Annotated in this window: 19 protein-coding genes and 1 pseudogene; 8 read left to right on the forward strand and 12 right to left on the reverse strand. The window is 73.3% G+C overall.

The window, feature by feature from the left end:
- Positions 1 to 34: 34 nt before the first annotated feature.
- Both ABD948_RS20855 and ABD948_RS20860 read left to right on the forward strand, forming a co-directional pair.
- A pseudogene (locus tag ABD948_RS20855) lies at positions 35 to 935 on the forward strand (ABC transporter ATP-binding protein).
- Entirely contained in the window at positions 932 to 2,542 is a 1,611-nt protein-coding gene (locus ABD948_RS20860) for an ABC transporter permease (protein WP_345271809.1), read from the forward strand. Before ABD948_RS20855 ends, ABD948_RS20860 begins: the two are co-directional and overlap by 4 nt.
- A gap of 27 nt (positions 2,543 to 2,569) precedes the next feature.
- Here the strand turns inward: ABD948_RS20860 and ABD948_RS20865 are convergent, their stop codons facing one another.
- The 6 genes from ABD948_RS20865 to aztB all read right to left on the reverse strand — a co-directional run bounded on the left by ABD948_RS20865 (position 2,570) and on the right by aztB (position 8,541).
- On the reverse strand, positions 2,570 to 3,292 hold the full coding sequence (locus ABD948_RS20865) for a VOC family protein (RefSeq protein ID WP_345271810.1): 723 nt from the start codon (positions 3,290 to 3,292) through the stop codon (positions 2,570 to 2,572).
- Between the two features lie 73 nt (positions 3,293 to 3,365).
- On the reverse strand, positions 3,366 to 4,160 hold the full coding sequence (locus tag ABD948_RS20870; protein ID WP_345271811.1) for an ABC transporter permease: 795 nt from the start codon (positions 4,158 to 4,160) through the stop codon (positions 3,366 to 3,368).
- A gap of 65 nt (positions 4,161 to 4,225) precedes the next feature.
- Positions 4,226 to 5,440 (reverse strand): zinc metallochaperone AztD, encoded by a 1,215-nt coding sequence (gene aztD, locus ABD948_RS20875; protein ID WP_345271812.1) that lies wholly within the window; start codon positions 5,438 to 5,440, stop codon positions 4,226 to 4,228.
- A gap of 40 nt (positions 5,441 to 5,480) precedes the next feature.
- Positions 5,481 to 6,395: a zinc ABC transporter substrate-binding protein AztC gene (gene aztC / locus ABD948_RS20880; RefSeq protein ID WP_345271813.1), complete on the reverse strand. Its 915-nt coding sequence runs from the start codon at positions 6,393 to 6,395 to the stop codon at positions 5,481 to 5,483.
- Entirely contained in the window at positions 6,392 to 7,642 is a 1,251-nt protein-coding gene (locus tag ABD948_RS20885) for an ABC transporter (RefSeq protein ID WP_345271814.1), read from the reverse strand. The genes aztC and ABD948_RS20885 overlap by 4 nt, the downstream gene beginning before the upstream one ends.
- Positions 7,642 to 8,541 (reverse strand): zinc ABC transporter permease AztB, encoded by a 900-nt coding sequence (aztB, locus tag ABD948_RS20890; RefSeq protein WP_345271816.1) that lies wholly within the window; start codon positions 8,539 to 8,541, stop codon positions 7,642 to 7,644. The genes ABD948_RS20885 and aztB overlap by 1 nt, the downstream gene beginning before the upstream one ends.
- Before the next feature lie 54 nt (positions 8,542 to 8,595).
- On the opposite strand from aztB, the gene aztA reads away from it, so the two are divergent.
- The 4 genes from aztA to ABD948_RS20910 all read left to right on the forward strand — a co-directional run bounded on the left by aztA (position 8,596) and on the right by ABD948_RS20910 (position 11,755).
- Positions 8,596 to 9,219: a zinc ABC transporter ATP-binding protein AztA gene (gene aztA, locus ABD948_RS20895; RefSeq protein ID WP_345271823.1), complete on the forward strand. Its 624-nt coding sequence runs from the start codon at positions 8,596 to 8,598 to the stop codon at positions 9,217 to 9,219.
- A gap of 247 nt (positions 9,220 to 9,466) precedes the next feature.
- Positions 9,467 to 9,691 (forward strand): hypothetical protein, encoded by a 225-nt coding sequence (locus ABD948_RS20900; RefSeq protein WP_345271829.1) that lies wholly within the window; start codon positions 9,467 to 9,469, stop codon positions 9,689 to 9,691.
- 7 nt (positions 9,692 to 9,698) lie between these two features.
- Positions 9,699 to 10,253, forward strand: coding sequence for a hypothetical protein (locus ABD948_RS20905; protein WP_345271833.1), 555 nt, complete (start codon positions 9,699 to 9,701; stop codon positions 10,251 to 10,253).
- Complete coding sequence (locus ABD948_RS20910) at positions 10,250 to 11,755, forward strand: flavin-containing monooxygenase (RefSeq protein WP_345271836.1); 1,506 nt, start codon at positions 10,250 to 10,252, stop codon at positions 11,753 to 11,755. The genes ABD948_RS20905 and ABD948_RS20910 overlap by 4 nt, the downstream gene beginning before the upstream one ends.
- 99 nt (positions 11,756 to 11,854) lie before the next feature.
- Here the strand turns inward: ABD948_RS20910 and glnA are convergent, their stop codons facing one another.
- Positions 11,855 to 13,273 carry a type I glutamate--ammonia ligase gene (gene glnA, locus ABD948_RS20915; RefSeq protein ID WP_345271844.1) on the reverse strand — a complete coding sequence of 473 codons (1,419 nt, stop codon included), beginning with the start codon at positions 13,271 to 13,273 and terminating at the stop codon, positions 11,855 to 11,857.
- A 193-nt stretch (positions 13,274 to 13,466) separates the two neighbouring features.
- On the opposite strand from glnA, the gene ABD948_RS20920 reads away from it, so the two are divergent.
- Positions 13,467 to 13,898: an RDD family protein gene (locus ABD948_RS20920; protein ID WP_345271850.1), complete on the forward strand. Its 432-nt coding sequence runs from the start codon at positions 13,467 to 13,469 to the stop codon at positions 13,896 to 13,898.
- A gap of 21 nt (positions 13,899 to 13,919) precedes the next feature.
- On the opposite strand, the gene ABD948_RS20925 is transcribed toward ABD948_RS20920, so the two are convergent.
- The 4 genes from ABD948_RS20925 to ABD948_RS20940 are packed head-to-tail and all read right to left on the reverse strand — an operon-like array spanning position 13,920 to position 17,352.
- Positions 13,920 to 14,702: a DUF4191 domain-containing protein gene (locus ABD948_RS20925; RefSeq protein ID WP_345271854.1), complete on the reverse strand. Its 783-nt coding sequence runs from the start codon at positions 14,700 to 14,702 to the stop codon at positions 13,920 to 13,922.
- Positions 14,703 to 14,743: 41 nt separating this feature from the next.
- Positions 14,744 to 15,688: a lipoyl synthase gene (gene lipA, locus ABD948_RS20930; RefSeq protein WP_345271861.1), complete on the reverse strand. Its 945-nt coding sequence runs from the start codon at positions 15,686 to 15,688 to the stop codon at positions 14,744 to 14,746.
- A 58-nt stretch (positions 15,689 to 15,746) separates the two neighbouring features.
- The gene (gene lipB / locus ABD948_RS20935) at positions 15,747 to 16,472 is read right to left on the reverse strand and encodes a lipoyl(octanoyl) transferase LipB (RefSeq protein ID WP_345271866.1); all 726 of its coding nucleotides are present in this window, start codon (positions 16,470 to 16,472) and stop codon (positions 15,747 to 15,749) included.
- 10 nt (positions 16,473 to 16,482) lie between these two features.
- Positions 16,483 to 17,352 carry an alpha/beta hydrolase gene (locus ABD948_RS20940; protein ID WP_345271872.1) on the reverse strand — a complete coding sequence of 290 codons (870 nt, stop codon included), beginning with the start codon at positions 17,350 to 17,352 and terminating at the stop codon, positions 16,483 to 16,485.
- Positions 17,353 to 17,432: 80 nt separating this feature from the next.
- Here ABD948_RS20940 and ABD948_RS20945 point away from each other — a divergent pair, with 80 nt between their 5' ends.
- Positions 17,433 to 18,128 carry a hypothetical protein gene (locus ABD948_RS20945; RefSeq protein ID WP_345271878.1) on the forward strand — a complete coding sequence of 232 codons (696 nt, stop codon included), beginning with the start codon at positions 17,433 to 17,435 and terminating at the stop codon, positions 18,126 to 18,128.
- On the opposite strand, the gene ABD948_RS20950 is transcribed toward ABD948_RS20945, so the two are convergent.
- Positions 18,091 to 19,005: a TIGR01777 family oxidoreductase gene (locus ABD948_RS20950; protein ID WP_345271881.1), complete on the reverse strand. Its 915-nt coding sequence runs from the start codon at positions 19,003 to 19,005 to the stop codon at positions 18,091 to 18,093. The genes ABD948_RS20945 and ABD948_RS20950 overlap by 38 nt on opposite strands.
- Between the last annotated feature and the right edge of the window lie 3 nt (positions 19,006 to 19,008).

Raw genomic sequence — 19,008 nt, forward strand, 5'->3', positions numbered from 1 at the left:
CGCGGCGTCCGGGGCGCTGTGCCATCGTGACGACGTGACCGCGATCGAGCTGCGCGACGTCGTCAAGACCTTCGGCGCGGTGCGCGCCCTGGACGGGCTCGACCTGGTCGTGGAGCCCGGTGAGGTGCACGCGTTCCTCGGCCCGAACGGCGCGGGCAGGTCGACGACGATCCGGGTGCTGCCGGGGCGCGCTGCGCGCCGACTCCGGCAGCGCACGCCTGCTCGGCGGCGACCCGTGGCACCAGGCGCCCGAGCTGCACCGGCGGATGGCCTACGTGCCGGGTGACGTCGCGCTGTGGCCGAACCTCACCGGTGGCGAGGTGATCGACGTGCTGGGGAGGATGCGCGGAGGCCTGGATCCCGCACGCCGCACCGAGATGCTCGAGCGCTTCGAGCTCGACCCGCGCAAGCGCTCACGCACCTACTCCAAGGGCAACCGGCAGGAGGTCGCGCTCGTGGCCGCCCTCGCGGCCCGCGCGGAGCTCTACCTGTTCGACGAGCCCACCTCCGGCCTCGACCCCTTGATGGAGGCGGAGTTCCAACGGGCCGTGCAGGAGCTGCGGGCCGAGGGCGCCACCGTGCTCCTGAGCTCGCACATCCTGGCCGAGGCCGAGGCGCTCGCCGACCGGGTGAGCATCATCCGAGCCGGCCGGGTGGTGCAGACGGGCTCGCTGACCGACCTGCGACAGCTCATCCGCACCACGGTGGTGGCCGAGACCGACCGGCCGGCCGACAGGCTGCACGAGGTTCCCGGCGTCCACGACCCTCAGGTCGACGAGCGCCGGGTGGTCTTCGAGGTCGACTCCCACCACCTGCAGGCCGCTCTGACGGCGCTGACGGCGCTCGGGGTCCGCTCGCTGACCGCCCACCCGCCGACCCTGGAGGAGCTGTTCCTGCGCCACTACGGCGACCGCGTCGCGGACCCGGCGTCGTGAGCGGGCAGACCGGCGTGCTGACCGGCACGTGGCCGCTGCCGCGGCTCTCCCTGCGACGCGACCGGCTGAGCCTTCCCGCCTGGCTGGTGGGTCTGGGTGGGCTCATCGTGGCCAGCGCCACCGCCGTGCCCGCGGTCTACGACACCCCGGAGAAGATCGCCGGCTACGCGCGGTCGGTGGGCAGCAGCCCGGTCAGCTACCTGATGTCGGGGCGCCAGGCCGGGCTCGACACGCTCGGCGGCGTCGTCGCCAACGAGATCTCGCAGGTGGCGCAGCTCGGCGTCGCCCTGATGGTGGCCTTCCTCGTCGTGCGGCACACCCGGGCCGAGGAGGAGAGCGGACGCGCCGAGCTGCTCCGCTCCACCGCGCTCGGTCGCCACTCGGCCGCCGTGGTGGCGATCGTGCTGGCGAGCACGGCGGCCGTGCTGCTCGGTGCCGTGACGACGCTGGCCATGCTCGCCGTCGAGGTCGACGCCGTGGGTGCGCTCACCTACGGCACGGGCCTGGCGCTGCAGGGAGCGGTCTACGCTGCGGTGGCGCTGCTGGTCGCACAGCTGGCCTCCTCGGCCCGCGGTGCCCTGGGGCTGGCGGGCGCCGCCGTCGGCGTGGGGTACCTGGTGCGGGGTCTCGGCGCGCTGCAGGACACGGCGCTGGTCTGGTCCTCGCCCTTCGGGTGGGCGCAGGGGCTGGACGCGTTCGGCCGTGAGCGCTGGTGGCCGGCGCTGCTGCTGGTCGGTGCGACGGCGGGGCTGCTGGCCCTCGCGGGGTGGCTGACGGCGCACCGCGACCACGGTGGCGGCCTGCTGGCGGCGCGCCCCGGTCCCGAGCGCGCCGCCGATCGGCTGGGCAGCCCGCTCGGCCTGGCCCTGCGTGCGCAGCGCGGCCTGCTGCTGGGCTGGGGAGCAGGTCTGGCCACGCTGGGCCTGCTCTACGGCGCCGTCCTGCCGACGCTGCCCGACCTCGTCGCCTCCAACCCCGAGATCGCCGACGTGTTCGGCGGCGCCGCCGGCGCCGAGCAGGCGCTCGTGCTGGCGTTCCTGCGCTACGTCCACGTCTTCCTGGCGCTGCTGGTGGCGGCCGCCGCCGTCGCCTCCGCCCTGCGCCTGCGTGCCGAGGAGGAGTCGGGGCGGCTCGAGCTGCTGCTCGCCACCCCGGCCCGCCGTCCGCAGGTGCTGCTGGCGGCGGTCACGGTGGCGGCGCTGGCCGTCGTCGTGCTGAGCGCCCTGGCGGGGTTGGGCCTCGGTGTGGGCGAGCTGGCAGCCACTCCCGGAGCCGGGGTCGCCGACCTCGGCACCCGGGTGGTCGACCAGCTGGCCTACGGGCCGGCGGCGGCTGTGCTCGCCGGCCTCGCCGTCGCCGTCGTCGGGCTGCAGCCCCGCTGGTCGGTGCTCGCGTGGGCGGCGCTCGCGCTCGTGGGCACCCAGGTGCTGCTCGGCGAGACCCTGCGGCTGCCGGACTCGGTGTCGGCGGCCTCGCCATTCGAGCACCTGCCGGGTCTGCCGGTGGAGCCGTTCACGGTGGCGCCCGGCGCCGTCGAGCTCGGAGTGGCAGCCGCGCTGGTGGTGCTGGGGCTGGTCGGCCTGCGCCGTCGCGACGTCGGGGGCTGAACCCGTGCGGTGCCGGGTCGAGGTGTCTCAGCGAGGGAGCAGCAGGTGGAGGGGGTGGCCGTCGGGGTCGGCGAGGACCCGACGACCTGACGCCGCGCCGCCGTCGCGCGGGGACGCGCCGAGCCCGACGAGCCGCCGCACCTCGGCCTCGCCGTCTTCGCCGGGCACCAGCCGCAGGTCGTAGCGCACCCGGTCCGCAGGTCCGGCCGGCCCCAGGGGCGGACCGCCCCAGGTGAGCTTGGTGCCGCCGCCAGGGGACTGGATCGCGGTCTCCTCGTCCTGGTCCCACACCAGCGGCCAGCCGAGCGCGGCCGCCCAGAAGTACCCGCACGCCTGGGAGCCGTCACCCGCGACGGCGCCCACCGGCCCGCACCCGGCCAGGAAGCGGTTGCCGGGCTCGATGACGCACAGCTCGTTGCCCTCGGGGTCGGCCAGCACGACGTGGCCCTCCTCGCCGGTCTGGCCGACGTCGTGGTGCCGCCCGCCGAGGGCGAGCGCGCGCTCGACCCGCGCCTCCTGGTCCTCGAGGGAGGTGCTCGTGAGGTCGAGGTGCATCGGGTTGGGCAGGGTCCGCTCCGCCATCGAGGGTTCGAGGCGCAGGGCGAGCCCGGCCGGGTCCTCGCCACGCACGGTCACGCGGCCCTCGTCGTCGACCTCCCGGCCGCGCCACCCCAGCAGCCCGCCCCAGAAGTCCGCCAGTGCCTCGGGGTCGCGGGCGAGCAGCACCAGCGCGTCGAGCGTGCTGGCCATGGCGTCTCCCGTGGGTCGGTGTCGACCCCGGTCTACCAGGGGAGCGAGACCCGCCGCCAGCGGGTTCCCGTGCTCAGGTGGGCAGGGCCCGCTGCAGGTCGGCACGCAGGAGTCGGCGTCCGGCCACCAGCCGCAGCACCACGGCGGCGGTCACCGCCTGCGCGGCGAGCAGGCCCACCAGCACGAGCAGCTGGGCGGAGGCGGCGTCGGTGGCCGACCCGCCGCCCAGCAGGACGCCGACGAAGGCGCCCGGCAGGGTCACGAGACCCACGGTGCGGGTCTGGTCGAGTCCGGGCACCAGGCCCTCGGCGGCGTGGGGCTGGAGCACCAACCCGGTCGCCTCCGCGGGGGTCAGACCGACCGCCAGCGCCGCCTCGTACTGCGGGCGCTGCAGCTCCAGCTCCTGGGCGGCGCGTCGGCCGGTGAGGGTGGCGGCGGCCATCGCGCCACCGATGACGATGCCGGCGTAGGGCAGCACTCCGACGGGGTTCAGCGGGAGCACCCCCAGCGCGAGCGTCACCGCGAGCACCGGAGCGACCCCGGCAGCGATCGCGAGCACCGCCCACGGTGCCTGGGCCGTCGACACCCCCAGCCGTCGCGCCGAGGTCGCCGCCGCGACCAGCAGCATGACCAGCACGAACAGGCTGGCCAGGACCAGGGAGCGCAGGACGGCACCGACGACCAGCGCGACCACGGCCAGCTGCAGCGTCGCGCGCGCGGCCGCCGTCACCTGCGCGCGGGTGACGCCCAACCCGGCGAACGCCGAGACGCCCGCCGCGATCGCGGCCAGGACGACGAGCGCGACCGCGGTCGCGACGTCGAGCTGAGGGGCGACCGCCAGCAGGCGGACGGGTGCGGGGTCGGTCACGTGCTCATCGTGGCGCGCCTCGTGCCGCCGGGCGAGGAGCCTCGCCCGGCGGCACGCTGACCAGCTCAGCCGATGGCGGCGGCCATCTCGTTCGGCTCGTGGCCGAGGTCGACGCTCGCGGTGACCTCACCGGTGGTCAGGTCGACGGCGTGCACCTGCTGGCGCGCCGGGTCGGCGACGTAGGCGACCTCGCCCTGCACGCTCAGCGCGGGGTGCGGGTTCTGCCAGTCGTCCGGGCCCTCCCAGGGCTCGACGACGGGGAAGGACTCGCCCACCTCACCGTTGGCCGGGTCCATCACGTGGATCGCGCCGTCGGTGCCCAGCAGGTAGGCCAGGTCGTCGGGCCCGCGCACGACGCCGCGCCAGGTGTACTCCACGCCCTCGGGCAGCGACACCGGCTCGAAGGTGCCGGCCTCGGTGTCGATGAGCGCCACCTGGTCGAGCAGGTAGCCCTCGGCGTCGGGGTCGGTCTTGTAGTCGCCGACGACGAGCGGGCTGGTCTCGGAGACGTAGGCGTTGCCCATCCGGCCGAACTCGTCGGGGGCCTGCAGCTTCTGGAACTCGCCGTCGCGGTAGAGCAGCGCGCCGTCCTCGCAGCCGAAGACCACCGCCTCGCCTGCCGCCGTGCCCTCGCCGTGGATGCCGGGGCACTCCTCGTTGCGGGTGACCTCGGTCCACTCCTCGCCCTCGGCCCCGGGCTCCAGCGCCACTGCCCCGGAGCGGGTCTCCTCGTCGCCGAGGGTGGTCAGCAGGGTGCCGTCCTCGAGCACGATCGAGACGCCGTGGTGGGCCTCGGGGGCCGTCCAGGTGGTGCCCTCGGGGAGCTCGCCGTCGCTCTCGAGCAGCGCGTCGGTGTCGAGGATGGTGGTCTCGCTGGTGCCGTCGGCGTAGAGCACGGTCTGCCCGGCGTGGCGCACCACGTGGCCGGCGGCCTCGGCGTCCACGACGGTGTCGGTGAGCTCGGGCTCGGCGGTGTCGAGCACCTGGAAGCCCGCGGTGGTGGTGAGGAGCAGGTGGCGGCCGTCGCCCACGGCGTTGAGGCGGGTGAACTCCTCGGTGTCGAACTTCTCGAGCACCTCGAGGGTCTCGCCGTCGAGCACGGCGACGCCGTCCTCGTAGGTCACCGCCACCCGGGGGGTCTCCGGCGTCGCCGACGCCGCGGTGGTCTCCTCGGCGCTGCCGGACTCCTCGTCGGTGGAGCCGCCGCAGGCGCTGAGCACCAGGGCGAGCCCGGCCGCCGCCGTCGTGGCTCGGAGCGTGCGTGTGTGTCGTCGTTCCATGCTGTTCCTCTGTCCTTCTGTTGGGTGGCGCTCCTCCTCGCTAGGAGGAGAGGCCGCTGGTGATGCGCTCGGTGTTGACCCGCTGCATCTGCAGGTAGGTCTCGGCGCCGCCGCCGGAGGCGGTCAGCGACTCGGTGAACAGCGGCACGACGTCGACCTCGACGCCGGCCTCGTCGGCGAGCACCTGGATCAACCGGTCCGGCTGGGAGGACTCGGCGAAGATCACGGGCACTCCCGCGGAGCGGACGGCGCCGGCCAGGTCGTCGAGGTCCGCGGCGCTGGGGGAGGCCAGCGTGGTGCCACCGGGGATGACCGCGCCGACGACGCGGAAACCGAAGCGCTCGGCCAGGTAGCCGAACACGTGGTGGTTGGTCACGAGGCTGCGTCGGTCCTCGGGGATGTCGTCGAAGGCGGCCACCATCTCGGCGTCGAGCTGCTGGAGCTCGGCGCGGTAGCTCGCGGCCTGCTGCTGCACGACGTCGGCGTCGAGCCCCTCGACGCGTGCGAGGACCGGCGTGAGCGCGTCGACGACGTCGACGACCCGCACTGGGTCGGTCCAGAAGTGCGGGTCGGGAGCCCCACCCTGCTCGACGCCGTACTCCAGGACGTCGACGTGGTCGCCGGCCGCGAAGGTCTGGACGTCGGTGTCGGCCGCCGCGTCGAGGTGCTGCTGCAGTCCCTCCTCGAGCCCGAGGCCGTTGGAGACCACCAGGTCGGCCTGGCGCATCTCGGCCGCCTCGCGCGCGGAGATCTCGAAGGAGTGCGGGTCGGCGTCCGCGCGCATCAGCACCGTCACCTGTGCCTCCTCGCCCACGAGGTTGCGCACGACGTCGCCGAGGATGTTGGTGGTCACCACGACGTGGGGACGGTCGTCGTCGGCCGAGGCGGTGCAGCCGGTGAGGGCCAGCGCGACGCCGAGGGCCAGCGCGAGCACCGCCGCGGCACGGCGGCTCATCGGCCGGTCTCCGCGACGAAGGCCGGGCTGGTGGGCGTGGTCAGCTCGCGAGCCACGCGGGCGGAGTCGGCGTAGTCGATCTCGAGCACCACGCCCTCGGCAGGCGCGTTGACGTAGGCCCGGCCGTCGTCGACGACCAGGCTCACGCCGTCACGGTGCTCGGGATCGCGCAGGCTCGGTGCCAGCAGGGGTGGGGTCGCGGCGAGCTGGCGGCCGGCGGCGCCGTCGTGGACGCGCACCCGCCCGGTGCGGTCGAGGGCGACGACGTGCTGGTCCTCGTCGTCGACGGCCACGACCTGCAGCAGTGGCTCCTGCGTGCGGTGCAGCTGCCAGGAGCGCTCACGGGTGTCGAGCAGCCAGAAGCCCTCGCGCCCGGCCAGGGCCGCCACCGTCGGGCGGTGCTTGCGTCCGTCGAAGGCGGTGGCGGGGGGAGCAGAGGCGCCGTCGGGGTAGGGGATCTGCTCCACGGCGGGGTCGTCGCCGTCGTCCGCAGCGGCTGTCCAGAGCAGTGCTCCGTCGGCGCAGCCGACCACCAGGCCGACCGTCGTGGTGATGCTGCCGCTCGCGGCGGGGCACGGGGTGCGGGTGCCGTCGACCGTGCTGCCGTCGGCGTCCACGAGCTCGACGTGCGTCACCGCGCCCGAGGCGTCGGGCACCGTGACGACGGCGCCGTCGTCGAGCGGGGCCACCAGGCCGTCGTGGGGCGGCAGGGTGAGCCGGAAGCGCTCGACGAGCTCTCCGTCCGCGAGGGCGGTGTTGTCGAGGAGCACGGCTTCGCCGCTGCGCGGGAAGAGCACGCCGGTGCTGCCCGCGGTCGCGAGCGGGCCGGTCGCCACGGTGGCCGGTCCGTCGCCGGGCACGGTGCCCAGCAGCCGCGGCTCGGCGCGGTAGTAGTGGGAGTGGTCCCCGTGGTCCCAGGTCCACACGCCGCTGTCGACGACCTCGACGCCCTCGTCCACGGTCGCCAGCACGTAGCGACCGTCGGTCGCGATCGCAGACGGTGCGGCGAGATCGCCGAGGGTGGAGGTCTCCTCGCTCAGCAGGTCGAGGGTGCCGACGCCGCCGTCGGTGTCGATGCTGAGCAGGTGCAGCTGGGGCTCGGCGACCTCCTGGGCGCCTGCGACGGCGCCGTGGTCGTCTCCGGTGGGTTCGGATCCCGTGGGGGAGGGGCGGCGTTCCTCGGCGGTCGAGCACGCGCTCGCGAGCAGCAGCGTCGTGACGGCGAGGACGTAGGTGCGGGTGCGCATCAGGAGACTCCGGTGGTCGAGGGGAGGGGGCGTGCGTCGCGCTCGGGCACCGGCGTCCGGGCCGTGGCCGAGGCGGGCCGTCGCGCGCGGGCGACGACCCGGCTCAGCACGGCGGAGGCGGCGGCGAGCATCACGGCGGTGTAGGCGATCGAGGACCCGGCGGCGGTGCCGGCGTGCCACGAGACGAGCAGTCCGCCGTAGACGGCCAGCACTCCCAGCGCCGCCGCGAGCGCCATGGTGGTGGGGATGCGCGTCGTCCACTGGCCGGCGGCCACGGCCGGTGCGAGCAGCAGGCCGATCACCAGCAGGGAGCCGACCGCCTGGTAGGAGGCGATGACGGCGAGGGTCACGAGCCCGACCAGCACGGCCTGCGCCAGGCCCGGTCGCAGGCCGAGGGTCTGGGCGATGCGCGGGTCGAAGGCCGCGGCCACGAAGGCGCGGTGGAAGGCCACCGTGACCACCAGCGTCACCACGAGCGCCACCGCGAGCATCACGAGGTCACCGGCCTGCAGGGCGAGGACGTCGCCGAAGAGCATCACCGTGGCGTCGGTGGCGAAGCTGCCGGAGTGGGAGACGATGATGACGCCGAGCGAGAGCATGGCGACGAACAGCAGGCCGATCGCGGTGTCGTAGGAGAGCCGGCCGCGGCGGTGCAGCAGGCCGATCGTCGCGCTCATGACCACGGCGCTCGCGGCGCCGCCGAGCAGGACGGGCGCTCCGGTCAGCGTGGCGAGCGCGACGCCGGGCAGCATGCCGTGCCCGATCGCCTCGCCCAGGAACGCCATGCCGCGGATGACGACCCAGGTGCCGACCACGCCGCAGACGACGGCGACCAGCGATCCGCCCAGGAGGGCGCGCTGCATGAAGTCGACGGTGAAGGGATCCGAGAGGGAAGGCACGGCGAGGACCGTACGGGTAATTGAGAACGATTACCAATTGCTATAGTCGCCGGCATGTCCAGGAGCCCTGATGCCGTGCTGGCACGCCACGTCTGCTTCGCGCACGGTGCCCAGGACGTCCTGCACGACGTCTCGGCGTCGGTGCCGCAGGGTGCGGTGACGGCCGTCGTCGGGCCCAACGGCGCCGGCAAGTCCACGCTGGTGGAGATCCTGGCCGGCGTGCGCGAACCCCGGAGCGGCACGGTCGAGCGGCGCGGTCGCGTCGCCCTGGTGGTGCAGCGGCCCAGCGTCCCCGACACGTTGCCGGTCACCGTCGCCGACGTGGTGGCGATGGGCACGTGGCCGCGACGTCGTCCGCGCGCCGAGGTACGCCGCGCCGTCGCCGAGACCGTGGCCCGCGTCGGGCTCGCGGGCTTCGAGCGTCGTCCGTTCGCCGAGCTCTCCGGCGGTGAACGTCAGAGAGCACTGCTCGCGCAGGGTCTCGTGCAGCGCGCCGACGTGCTCCTGCTCGACGAGCCCGCCGCCGGGCTCGACGCCGTCAGTCGTGACACCACACGGCGTCTGCTGGCCGAGGAGGCGCGGCGCGGTGTCGCTGTCGCGTGCGTGACCCACGACGACGAGAGCCTGCGGGCCGCGGACCGGGTCATCCGGCTCGACGGCGGGCGGGTCGTCGGCTGACGATGACCGGAGCGGCTGGGCCCGCGCGGACGGGGAGCCGGTGACCGCACCCGCCGGCCCGCCGCTTGGAGACGACGATCTCGGGGGAGGCGTCGTCGACGAACTGGTGGTCCGGACCGTGCGCACGTGACGCTGAGCTCGTTGGGTGCGCGGGGCCGGGCCGTCGCCGTGCCATGCTGGCCCGGCCGGGCGGTCGTCGCGATCGTCATGTCCACCTCGCCCCCCCCCCCACGAAGGGATGGCCCGCATGGCCGAGCCGCATCCGGACCAGGAGACGCAGCCGACAGGGGCGAGTCGTCTGACGCGCACGGTGCGCGGGGTGGGAGGCGGCGTGGGCTGCCTGCTGTTCCTGGCGCTGGCGGCGGTCGCCGTCGTCGGCGCGCTGGGCGCCTTCCTCGACGAACCCGCTCTGTGGATCGCCTTCGTGGCGCTCGTCGTCGCGGTGGCGGCTCTCAGAGCCGGCAGGAGATGATCACCGCATGACCGATCTCTTCGGGGACGACACGTTGTTCCTGCAGCGCGAGGGGTCGAACTACGTCATCGAGGGTGACTCCGGGCTGGTCGCGCGTCTTGATGAGCGCCCTCTGGAGACGAAGCAGGGGTTCCGGCACGTGCTGCGCAGCCTGGCCAACCGGCAAGCCACACCGCATGCCGTGCTCCGGATCAGCGACGCGGACGGTGCTCACCGCTTCGACCTCGAGGCCGCGCCCGGCGACCGGACGAACGCGCACCTGACGGTCAGCCGGCCAGGAGGTGATCCGGTCGGCAGCGTCGTCGCCTCCGGGGGCATGTTCACGGTCTTCCCGGTATTCGTGCTTCGGGACCCGACAGGAGCACCTCTGGGACGCCTCACGACTCGGGGAGCGCCATGCGCCTACGACGTGGCGGAGCGGGAGATGGCCCGAGTCACCTTCGGCAGCACGAGGCCGGTGATGGGAAAGCTCGTCTGCGAGGTGGAATTCGTCGGTCCCGTGCCCGAGCTGTCGCGGGTGCTCGTCGTAGCCGCACTGATCGGCTGGGAGCGGTCCCGGTGAGCGCGATCGGCACGAGCGGAGCGGGACACGTGCGCGACGCCGTGATCGTCGGCGCGGGCTTCGGCGGCATGGGCGCTGCCATCCAGCTCCACCGGTCCGGTCTGCAGGACCTGGTGATCCTCGAGCGAGAGGACGACCTGGGTGGCACCTGGCACGTCAACCGCTATCCCGGGCTGGCCGTCGACATCCCGTCGTCGACGTACTCCTACTCCTTCGAGCCGAACCCGCACTGGACCCGACTCTTCGCACCCGGGTCCGAGCTGAAGCGGTACGCCGAGCACGTCGCCGACACCTACGACCTGCGCCGCCACATGCGCTTCGGCATCTCGGTCGAGCGGTCCAACTGGGACGAGCGGAACCGGTGCTGGGAGGTCGAGACCTCGGAGGGGGAGGTTGTCCGCGGGCGCTACCTCCTCACGGCCACGGGGTTCCTCTCGCAGCCGAAGATGCCGGACATCCCCGGCATCGAGACCTTCGCGGGCGAGGTCGTCCACACCACCGCGTGGGACGACGACGTCGACCTGACCGGCAGGCGCGCCGCCGTCATCGGGACCGGCGCCACGGCCGTGCAGCTCATCCCGACGATCGCCGACCGGCTGGCCGAGCTGACCGTCTACCAGCGCACGGCGATCTGGGTGGCACCCAAGCCGGACCTCCCGGTGCCGAGAGCGGTGCGCTCGGTCTTCGCCGCACTCCCACCCACGCAGCGGGCCGTCCGGCTCCTCGGCTCCGCGGTGCTCGAGGTGATGATGGTCGCCGGGGTCCTCCACTACGGCAGCCTGCGCGGCGCCAACCGCATCGGGGAGACCGTGTGCCGCCGGCACCTCCAGCGGTCGATCAAGGACCCCGAGCTGCGCGCGAGGCTGACCCCGGACTACTCGTTCGGGTGCAAGCGCCCGACGTTCTCCAACGACTACTACCCGACCTTCACCAAGCCGCACGTGCGCCTGGAGACCGAAACCATCGCGAGCATCGACGAGTCCGGCATCACCACCGCGGACGGTCGCCGCACCGAGGTCGACGTCCTGGTGCTGGCCACCGGGTTCAACCTCTGGGACACCAACTTCCCGGCGCTGCGGGTGATCGGCCGCGACGGTCGCGACCTCGGCCGCTTCTGGCGAGAGAGTCGATTCCAGGCCTACGAGGGCATCGCGGTGCCCGGCTTCCCGAACTTCTTCTCCCTCAACAGCCCCTACTCCTACTCGGGACTCTCGTACTTCACGACCATCGAGTCGCAGATGCGGCACATCGGGAGGTTGTTGGAAGAGGTCCGGCGAAGAGAGGCGACGACCTTCGAGGTGACCGAGGCCGCCAACGCGGAGTTCCTCGCGCGGATGACCGAGAAGCTCGGCGACTCGGTCTTCACCCTCGGGTCGTGCGCCACGGCCAACAGCTACTACTTCAACCAGCACGGGGAGGCCACGCTGCTGCGCCCCACGACCACGCTCAACGCCTTCCGCGAGGCCGCCTCGTTCCCGCTGGACGACTACGCGTACGGCTGAGGCGCGGAGTCGCCCTCGGCGCGCAGTCGTGACGTGCCCGGACACGGGCGAGGCCCCCACCGCGGTGCGATGGGGGCCTCGATGCCGCTGAGCCTGGACTCAGATGTCGTAGTACAGCTCGAACTCGTGCGGGTGCGGGCGCAGCTGCACGGGGGCGATCTCGTGCGTGCGCTTGTAGTCGACCCAGGTCTCGATCAGGTCGGGCGTGAACACGTTGCCCACGGTCAGGAACTCGTGGTCGGCCTCGAGGGCGTCGAGGACGGCACCCAGGCTGGTGGGCACCTGGTCGATCTCGGCCATCTCGTCCGGCGGGAGCTCGTAGATGTCCTTGTCGATCGGGGCGGGCGGCTCGGTCTTGTTCTTGATGCCGTCGACGCCGGCGAGCATCAGGGCCGAGAAGGCCAGGTAGGGGTTGGCCGAGGGGTCCGGGAAGCGGCACTCGACGCGCTTGGCCTTCGGGTTGGAGCCGGTGATCGGGATGCGGACCGAGGCCGAGCGGTTGCGGCTGGAGTACACGAGCGAGATCGGGGCCTCGAAGCCGGGGACCAGGCGGTGGTAGGAGTTCACCGAGGGGTTGGTGAAGGCCAGCAGCGCCGGGGCGTGCTTGAGGATGCCGCCGATGTACCAGCGCGCGGTGTCGGAGAGGCCGCCGTAGCCGGTCTCGTCGTAGAAGAGCGGCTCGCCGTCCTTCCAGAGCGAGCTGTGCACGTGCATGCCGGAGCCGTTGTCGCCGAAGATCGGCTTGGGCATGAAGGTGACCGAGCGGTTGTTGTTCCAGGCGGTGTTCTTGATGAGGTACTTGAACTTCATCACGTCGTCCGCGGCTTTGAGCAGCGTGTCGAAGCGGTAGTTGATCTCCGCCTGGCCGGCGGTGCCGACCTCGTGGTGGGCGCGCTCGACGAGCAGGCCGGAGGCCTCGAGGTTCTTGACCATCTCGTCGCGCAGGTCGCCGTAGTGGTCGTAGGGCGCGACGGGGAAGTAGCCGCCCTTGAAGCGGGTCTTGTAGCCGAGGTTGTCGCCCTCCTTGCCGGAGTTCCACCAGCCCTCGACCGAGTCGATGTGGTAGTAGCCCTCGTTGGCCGAGGTGGAGTACCGCACGCTGTCGAAGATGTAGAACTCGGCCTCGGGGGCGAAGAACGCGGTGTCCGCGATGCCGGTGGTGTTCAGGTAGGCCAGCGCCTTGCGGGCGATGTTGCGCGGGTCGCGCGAGTAGGCCTCACCGGTGATCGGGTCGTGGATGAAGAACCCGAGGTTCAGCGTCTTGGCCGTGCGGAACGGGTCGAGGTAGGCCGTCGTGGGGTCCGGGAAGAGCGCCATGTCGGACTCGTTGATGGCCTGGAAGCCCCGGATCGAGGAGCCGTCGAAGGCCAGGCCGTCGTCGAAGACGGACTGGTCGAACGAGGACACAGGGACGGTGAAGTGCTGCTCGATGCCGGGCAGGTCGACGAAGCGCACGTCGATCATCTCGACGCCCTCGTCCTTGATGTACTTGAGCAGCTCTTCGCTGTTCTGGAACATTCGTCCTCCTTGGGCGCCGCCCGTGGCGGGGAGCGACCCGTGCTGATGACCGGGGAACCCACCGGGCGACGCTGCTCCGGTGAGTGACCGCCAAGTTATGGAGAGGCGGTTTCTCGACCGTATCGCCTTTGTTTCCTGCGTGTAACAGGTGTCCGGATGGGTTCGGCTTCAGGGCGCCTCCTAGCCTGGGAGCGTGAGCACCGCACCGCCGTTCGAGACCGCCTCCTGGGCGCGCCGGTTCCTGGCGCTGATCGTGGACTGGCTGGTGAGCACGCTCGTGGTGGTCGCCGTCGTCGGGTGGGCCGACTACAGCGCGGTCGGCAGTACCGCCCAGCTGTGGGTGCTGCCCGTCTACGCGGTGCAGGCAGCGCTGTTCACCTACCTGCTCGGCGGCTCCTTCGGCAAGATGGCCACCCGCTTGCGCACGGTGCCCGCCGACGGGCTGATGCGCCCGGTCAACCCGCTGCTCCTGCTGGTGCGCCAGGCGCTGGTGCTGCTCGTCATCCCGCCGCTGGTCTTCCGCCCCGACGGGCGCGGCCTGCACGACCTGGTGGCCGGCACGGCCACCGTCACGCTGCCGACCTACCAGGCGCTGATCGCGAAGGCCTACCCCCAGCGCTCCTGAGGACCCGGCGCCGAGCCGGGCTCAGCGGCCGCGGAGGTTGCCGCGCAGACCCTTCATGCTGGTGGGGACCGGACCCTTGGGGATCGGGATGTTCGAGCGCTGGGCGTCGAGGGCCTTGAGGCGGTTGAGGATGTCGGTCATCTCGGCGGGCTTGACCTGGCGGCCGAGCTTCTGCACGTGCTTGACCAGCTTGGGCAGCGGCACCTCGCCCTCGCCGCGACCGCAGACGACGTCGTGGATCGGCACCTCGGAGGCGACGCGCTCGTGCTTGCGGCGCTCGCTGGTCATCAGGTGGCGCAGCCGGGCGCCGTTGCCCTCGCCCACCAGGATGATGCCCGGAGGGCCCACCACGCGGTGCACGACGTCCTGCTGCTTGGTGAAGGCGACGGCGACGTCGGTCTTCCAGCCGCGGCGCAGCATCCGCAGGGCGGCCGCGGCGGCACCGGGCTGGCCCTCCATCTGCCCGTAGGCGGCCTTCTGGGCGCGCCTGCCGAAGACGATCATCGTGGCGAGCGTGCCGAAGAGCAGGGCGCCGACGATCGAGATGACGGTGCTGAGGGCGCCGTCGCCGGGGAGGACCACGAAGAAGAGCAGGAAGCCCAGGGTGGCGGCGACCACGAAGACGCCGACCAGCCACAGCGGCAGCCTGGTGTCGGTGCGCCGGGCCATCTTGTAGGTCTCGGCGAACTGCTGACGACGCCCCATCTTCGAGGGGTCGTTGGCCGCAGCGGCCTTGGCGGCCTTCTTCTCGGCGCGCGTCTGCTTGGGCTGCTTGCTGGGCTTGGCTGGGGGCTTGGTGGCCACGCTCGTGCTCTCGCTGCTCTCGTGCTCGTGGACCGGCCGGCTCAGGCCGGGGCGCCCTGGCGGGCGTCCATCGCCTGACGGTACAGGCGACCCGCCCGGTAGGACGAACGCACCAGCGGGCCGGAGAGGACACCCGAGAAGCCGATCTCCTCGGCCTCGGCAGCCAGCTCGACGAACTCCTGGGGCTTGACCCAGCGCTCGACGGGGTGGTGGCGCGCGGAGGGGCGCAGGTACTGGGTGATCGTGATCAGCTCGCAACCGGCGTCGTGCAGGTCGCGCAGCGCCTGCGAGACCTCTTCGCGGGTCTCGCCCATGCCGAGGATGAGGTTGGACTTGGTGACGAGCCCGAAGTCGCGGGCGGCGGTGAGCACGCCCAGCGAGCGGTCGTAGCGGAACGCGGGGCGGATCCGCTTGAAGATCCGCGGCACGGTCTCGACGTTGTGGGCGAGCACCTCGGGCCGGGACTCGAAGACCTCGGCCAGCAGGTCGGGCTTGCCGTTGAAGTCGGGGATGAGGTTCTCGACGCCGGTGTCGGGGTTGAGCTCGTGGATCATCCGCACGGTCTCGGCGTAGAGCCAGGCACCGCCGTCGGGCAGGTCGTCGCGGGCGACGCCGGTGATGGTGGAGTAGCGCAGCTCCATGGAGCGCACCGACTCCGCCACGCGGCGCGGCTCGTCGCGGTCGAGCTCCTGCGGCTTGCCGGTGTCGATCTGGCAGAAGTCGCAGCGGCGGGTGCACTGGTCACCGCCGATGAGGAAGGTGGCCTCGCGATCCTCCCAGCACTCGAAGATGTTGGGGCAGCCGGCCGACTGGCACACGGTGTGCAGCCCCTCGGACTTCACCAGGTTCTGCAGGTGCTTGTACTCCGGCCCCATCGTGGCCTTGGTCTTGATCCACTCAGGCTTGCGCTCGATGGGGGTCTCGGCGTTGCGCACCTCGAGGCGCAGCAGCTTGCGGCCGGCAGGGTCAGAAGGAGAGCCACTCACACGCTCGACTGTACGCCGCTACCCGTGGGTCACCAGACTCGGCGGAACGCCTGTTCGCTCACGGCGTGAGCAGCTGGATCCGCGGCGCCCGACCGGGCTCGGGGCGGGGCTCGTAATCGGGGGTCGGGGTGTACGGCTCCCACGCCAGGTAGTGGCGCAGGTGCCGCTCCACCACGGGGATCGCCTCCTCGACGCCGACGCGGCGGTCCAGCTCGGCGGAGAGCGTCGTGACGCCCGCGTCCGCGATGCCGCAGGGCACGAAGCGGTCGTACCAGCCGAGGTCGACGTCGCAGTTGAGCGAGAAGCCGTGCATGGTGACCCCGCGGCTGACCCGGATGCCCAGGGCGGCGACCTTGCGTTCGGGGCCGCGGTGGTCGGCGCGCAGCCAGACGCCGCTGCGGCCCGGCACGCGGGCGGTGGTGACGCCGAGCTCGGCGCACGCCTGGATCAGGGCCTCCTCGACGCGGCGCACGTAGTCGACGACGCGCACGTGCTCGGGCAGCCGCACGATCGGGTAGCCCACCAGCTGGCCGGGGCCGTGGAAGGTGATCTTGCCGCCGCGGTCTACGTCGACGACGGCTGCGCCACCCGGGTCGGCGGGCCGCTCGTGCGGGTCGGTGCGCTTGCCGGCGGTGTACACGGGCGGGTGCTCGAGCAGCAGCACGGTGCCCGGCCGGGAGCCCTCGACGACGCCGGCGTGCACCTCGCGCTGGAGGTCCCACGCGGCCAGGTACTCCACGGCGTCCTCGCCCAGGCCGGCGGTGCGGAACTCGAGCTCGCTCACGCGCTCCACACTACGCCGCCGTGGCGGGTGGGAGGTGCTCGCCGAGGAAGGCCAGCTCGCCGGGCAGCACCCGGCGGCGGTAGCCGGGGTCGTGGCCGCCGGGCTCGAAGGAGCTGACCACCTCGACGTCGTCGGGGAAGCCCTCGAGGTAGTCCTGCGTCGGGAAGTAGAAGGGGTCGGCGGTGCCGCAGTCGACCCGGACGGCGATGCCGGCCAGCCGCTCCTGCTGGCCCATGACGCTCGCCCCGGCGGCGCCCGCCGCGTCGACGGCGGCCGAGACCGCGCACACCGCCGCGACCCGGTCGGGGCCCAGCAGGCCACTCAGGTGCAGGGCGCCGTAGCCGCCCATCGACCACCCCAGCAGGCCGAACCGGTCCCGCGGGCCGCACGCCAGACCGCGCTCGGCGAGCAGCGGCAGCAGCTCCTGGGCGACCATCGCGCCGGCGTCCTCGCCGTCGGGCTGCTCGCGCCAGTAGGTGCGCCCACCGTCGGCGGCCGCGAGCGCGAACGGCGCGACGCCGTCGGCCACCGCCGCGGCGAGGAAGCGGGGCAGGTCGTACTCGGGCCCGCGCAGCAGCGCGGAGTCGCCGCCGGCGCCGTGCAGCGCCACCACCACGGGCAGCCCCGCGGGGTCGACGCCCGGGGGAGTCGTGACCCACCACGGCACCTCGACGCCGAGCCGCGCGGCGGAGGTGAAGGTGCCCTGCTCGACCGGGCCGGGCTCGACGTCGGGCACCACGCCGTCCTCGCCGTTGAGCCCCAGCCGCTCCCAGACGAACGGGCGGCCGGGCAGCACGCCCTCGACCACGCCGACGCCACCGGCGACGCCCGCGACCCCCACCCCGGCTCCGCCCAGCAGCAGGGCGCGACGACTCAGCACGGCAGCAGGGTAGGCGCCCGCGCCCCGCCGCCTGTGGATGAGCGCCGACGCCGTCGCCCGGATCGGGGTAGGAACGAGCCATGTCCCGGCACGCGCGCCGCCGCACCCGCCTGCGAGGGACGGGTATGCCGCTGCTGCCCGTCGTCACCCTGGCGCTGGCGATGCTCGGCAGCCTGGCGGCGCTCGTGGTGGGGGTGCTGGGCCCGGCGCCTCCAGGAGGCTCTCCCGAGCCAGCGCCGGCAGCGGCCCCCGGCCCGGCGCCCGACCTGGCCTCCGACATGGCGTCCGACGCCGTCCTCGTGCGCGAGGCCACCTCGGCGCTGCGCACCTGGGACCGGGCCCGGGCGCGTGCCTGGGCCAGCGCCGACCTCGCCGCCCTGCGCGGGCTCTACGCCGACGGCTCCGACGCAGGCGCGGTCGACGTGGCGATGCTGCGCCAGTGGCGCCGACGCGGCCTCGCGGTCGAAGGACTGCGCACCCAGGTGATCGCGGTCCGGGTGCTGGAGGTGGCGGCGCCCGGGGCCGACGGCCGCCCCGACCAGCTGGTGCTCGCCGTCACCGACCGGCTGGCCGGCGGGCACGCCGTGCCGGTGGCAGCCACCGGACGCCGGGCCGCCGCCGTCCCGCTGCCGACGGGAGACCAGCCGACCGACCGCGCGGTGACCCTGCGCAGTGACGACGGCGGGGTGTGGCGCGTGGTGGAGGTGCGGCCGCTCGGCCCCGAGGCCGACGAGCGGATCAGGCGGGGTCCGCGGGCTCCAGGGCCGCGCGGATGACGGCGTGCACGTCGCGGTCGGAGAAGTCGTAGCCGGAACCCTCGAGCATCGCGGGGCGGGTGTTGAGCGAGTTGAGCAGCTCCGGGGCCATGGCGCCGGCGGCCTTGTCGAGGACGACGCGGGGCACGGTGGCGACGGCGGGGCGGTGCAGTGCCTTGGCCAGCGCCTTGGTGAACTCGGCGTTGGTGGGGGTCACCGGGCAGCACAGGTTGGCCGGGCCGGAGGCGGTCGGGTGCTCGGCCAGGTGCACGACGGCGCCCACCCAGTCGCGCAGCGAGATCTGCGGCATGTACTGCTGCCCGTTGCCCAGCTTGCCGCCGCCGCCGACCTTGAAGAGCAGCCGCAGCTGCTGCAGCGGTGCGGCGCGGCGGTCCATCACCGGCGCGGTCCGCAGCACCACCAGGCGCGCACCGGCCTCGGCGGCCGGCTCGGCGACGGCCTGCCAGTCGCGGGTCACCGAGGTGAGCAACGCGTCGCCGCGTGAGTCGGCGCTCTCGGGCAACGGCTGGTCGCCGTGGTCGCCGTAGTAGGAGATGCCGTTGCCGGCCAGGAACGCCGGCTTGCGATCGGAGGAGGCGATGGCCGAGGCCAGCACCCGGGTGGTGGTCACGCGGGACTCGCGCAGCTCGCGGGCCCACTTCTGCGAGTGCGGGTTGCCCAGCGTCGGTGCGCCCGCGAGGTTGACGACGACGTCGGCGGTCTCGATCACCGTGCGGTCATAGACGCCGGCGTAGGGGTCCCACGTGGACTGCCCGGGGCCGGCGTCGGGAGTGCGGACGAGTGCCGTCACGCGGTGGCCGCGGGCACCGAGGGCGGAGCGCAGGTGGGTGCCGAGGAAGCCCGAGGAGCCGGCGACGACGACGTGCAGCGAGGTCATGCC

The organism is Nocardioides nanhaiensis, assembly GCF_039542785.1.
In the GTDB taxonomy this organism is placed as follows: domain Bacteria; phylum Actinomycetota; class Actinomycetes; order Propionibacteriales; family Nocardioidaceae; genus Nocardioides; species Nocardioides nanhaiensis.

Excerpts from the sequence above, each read along its gene's own strand:
- ABD948_RS20945 (WP_345271878.1), top strand. The coding sequence starts at position 17,433 with ATGTCCCGGCACGCGCGCCGCCGCACCCGCCTGCGAGGGACGGGTATG.
- ABD948_RS20885 (WP_345271814.1), bottom strand. The coding sequence starts at position 7,642 with ATGCGCACCCGCACCTACGTCCTCGCCGTCACGACGCTGCTGCTCGCG.
- aztA (WP_345271823.1), top strand. The coding sequence starts at position 8,596 with ATGTCCAGGAGCCCTGATGCCGTGCTGGCACGCCACGTCTGCTTCGCG.
- ABD948_RS20905 (WP_345271833.1), top strand. The coding sequence starts at position 9,699 with ATGACCGATCTCTTCGGGGACGACACGTTGTTCCTGCAGCGCGAGGGG.
- aztC (WP_345271813.1), bottom strand. The coding sequence starts at position 6,395 with ATGAGCCGCCGTGCCGCGGCGGTGCTCGCGCTGGCCCTCGGCGTCGCG.
- ABD948_RS20950 (WP_345271881.1), bottom strand. The coding sequence starts at position 19,005 with ATGACCTCGCTGCACGTCGTCGTCGCCGGCTCCTCGGGCTTCCTCGGC.
- glnA (WP_345271844.1), bottom strand. The coding sequence starts at position 13,273 with ATGTTCCAGAACAGCGAAGAGCTGCTCAAGTACATCAAGGACGAGGGC.
- aztD (WP_345271812.1), bottom strand. The coding sequence starts at position 5,440 with ATGGAACGACGACACACACGCACGCTCCGAGCCACGACGGCGGCGGCC.
- ABD948_RS20900 (WP_345271829.1), top strand. The coding sequence starts at position 9,467 with ATGGCCGAGCCGCATCCGGACCAGGAGACGCAGCCGACAGGGGCGAGT.
- ABD948_RS20865 (WP_345271810.1), bottom strand. The coding sequence starts at position 3,292 with ATGGCCAGCACGCTCGACGCGCTGGTGCTGCTCGCCCGCGACCCCGAG.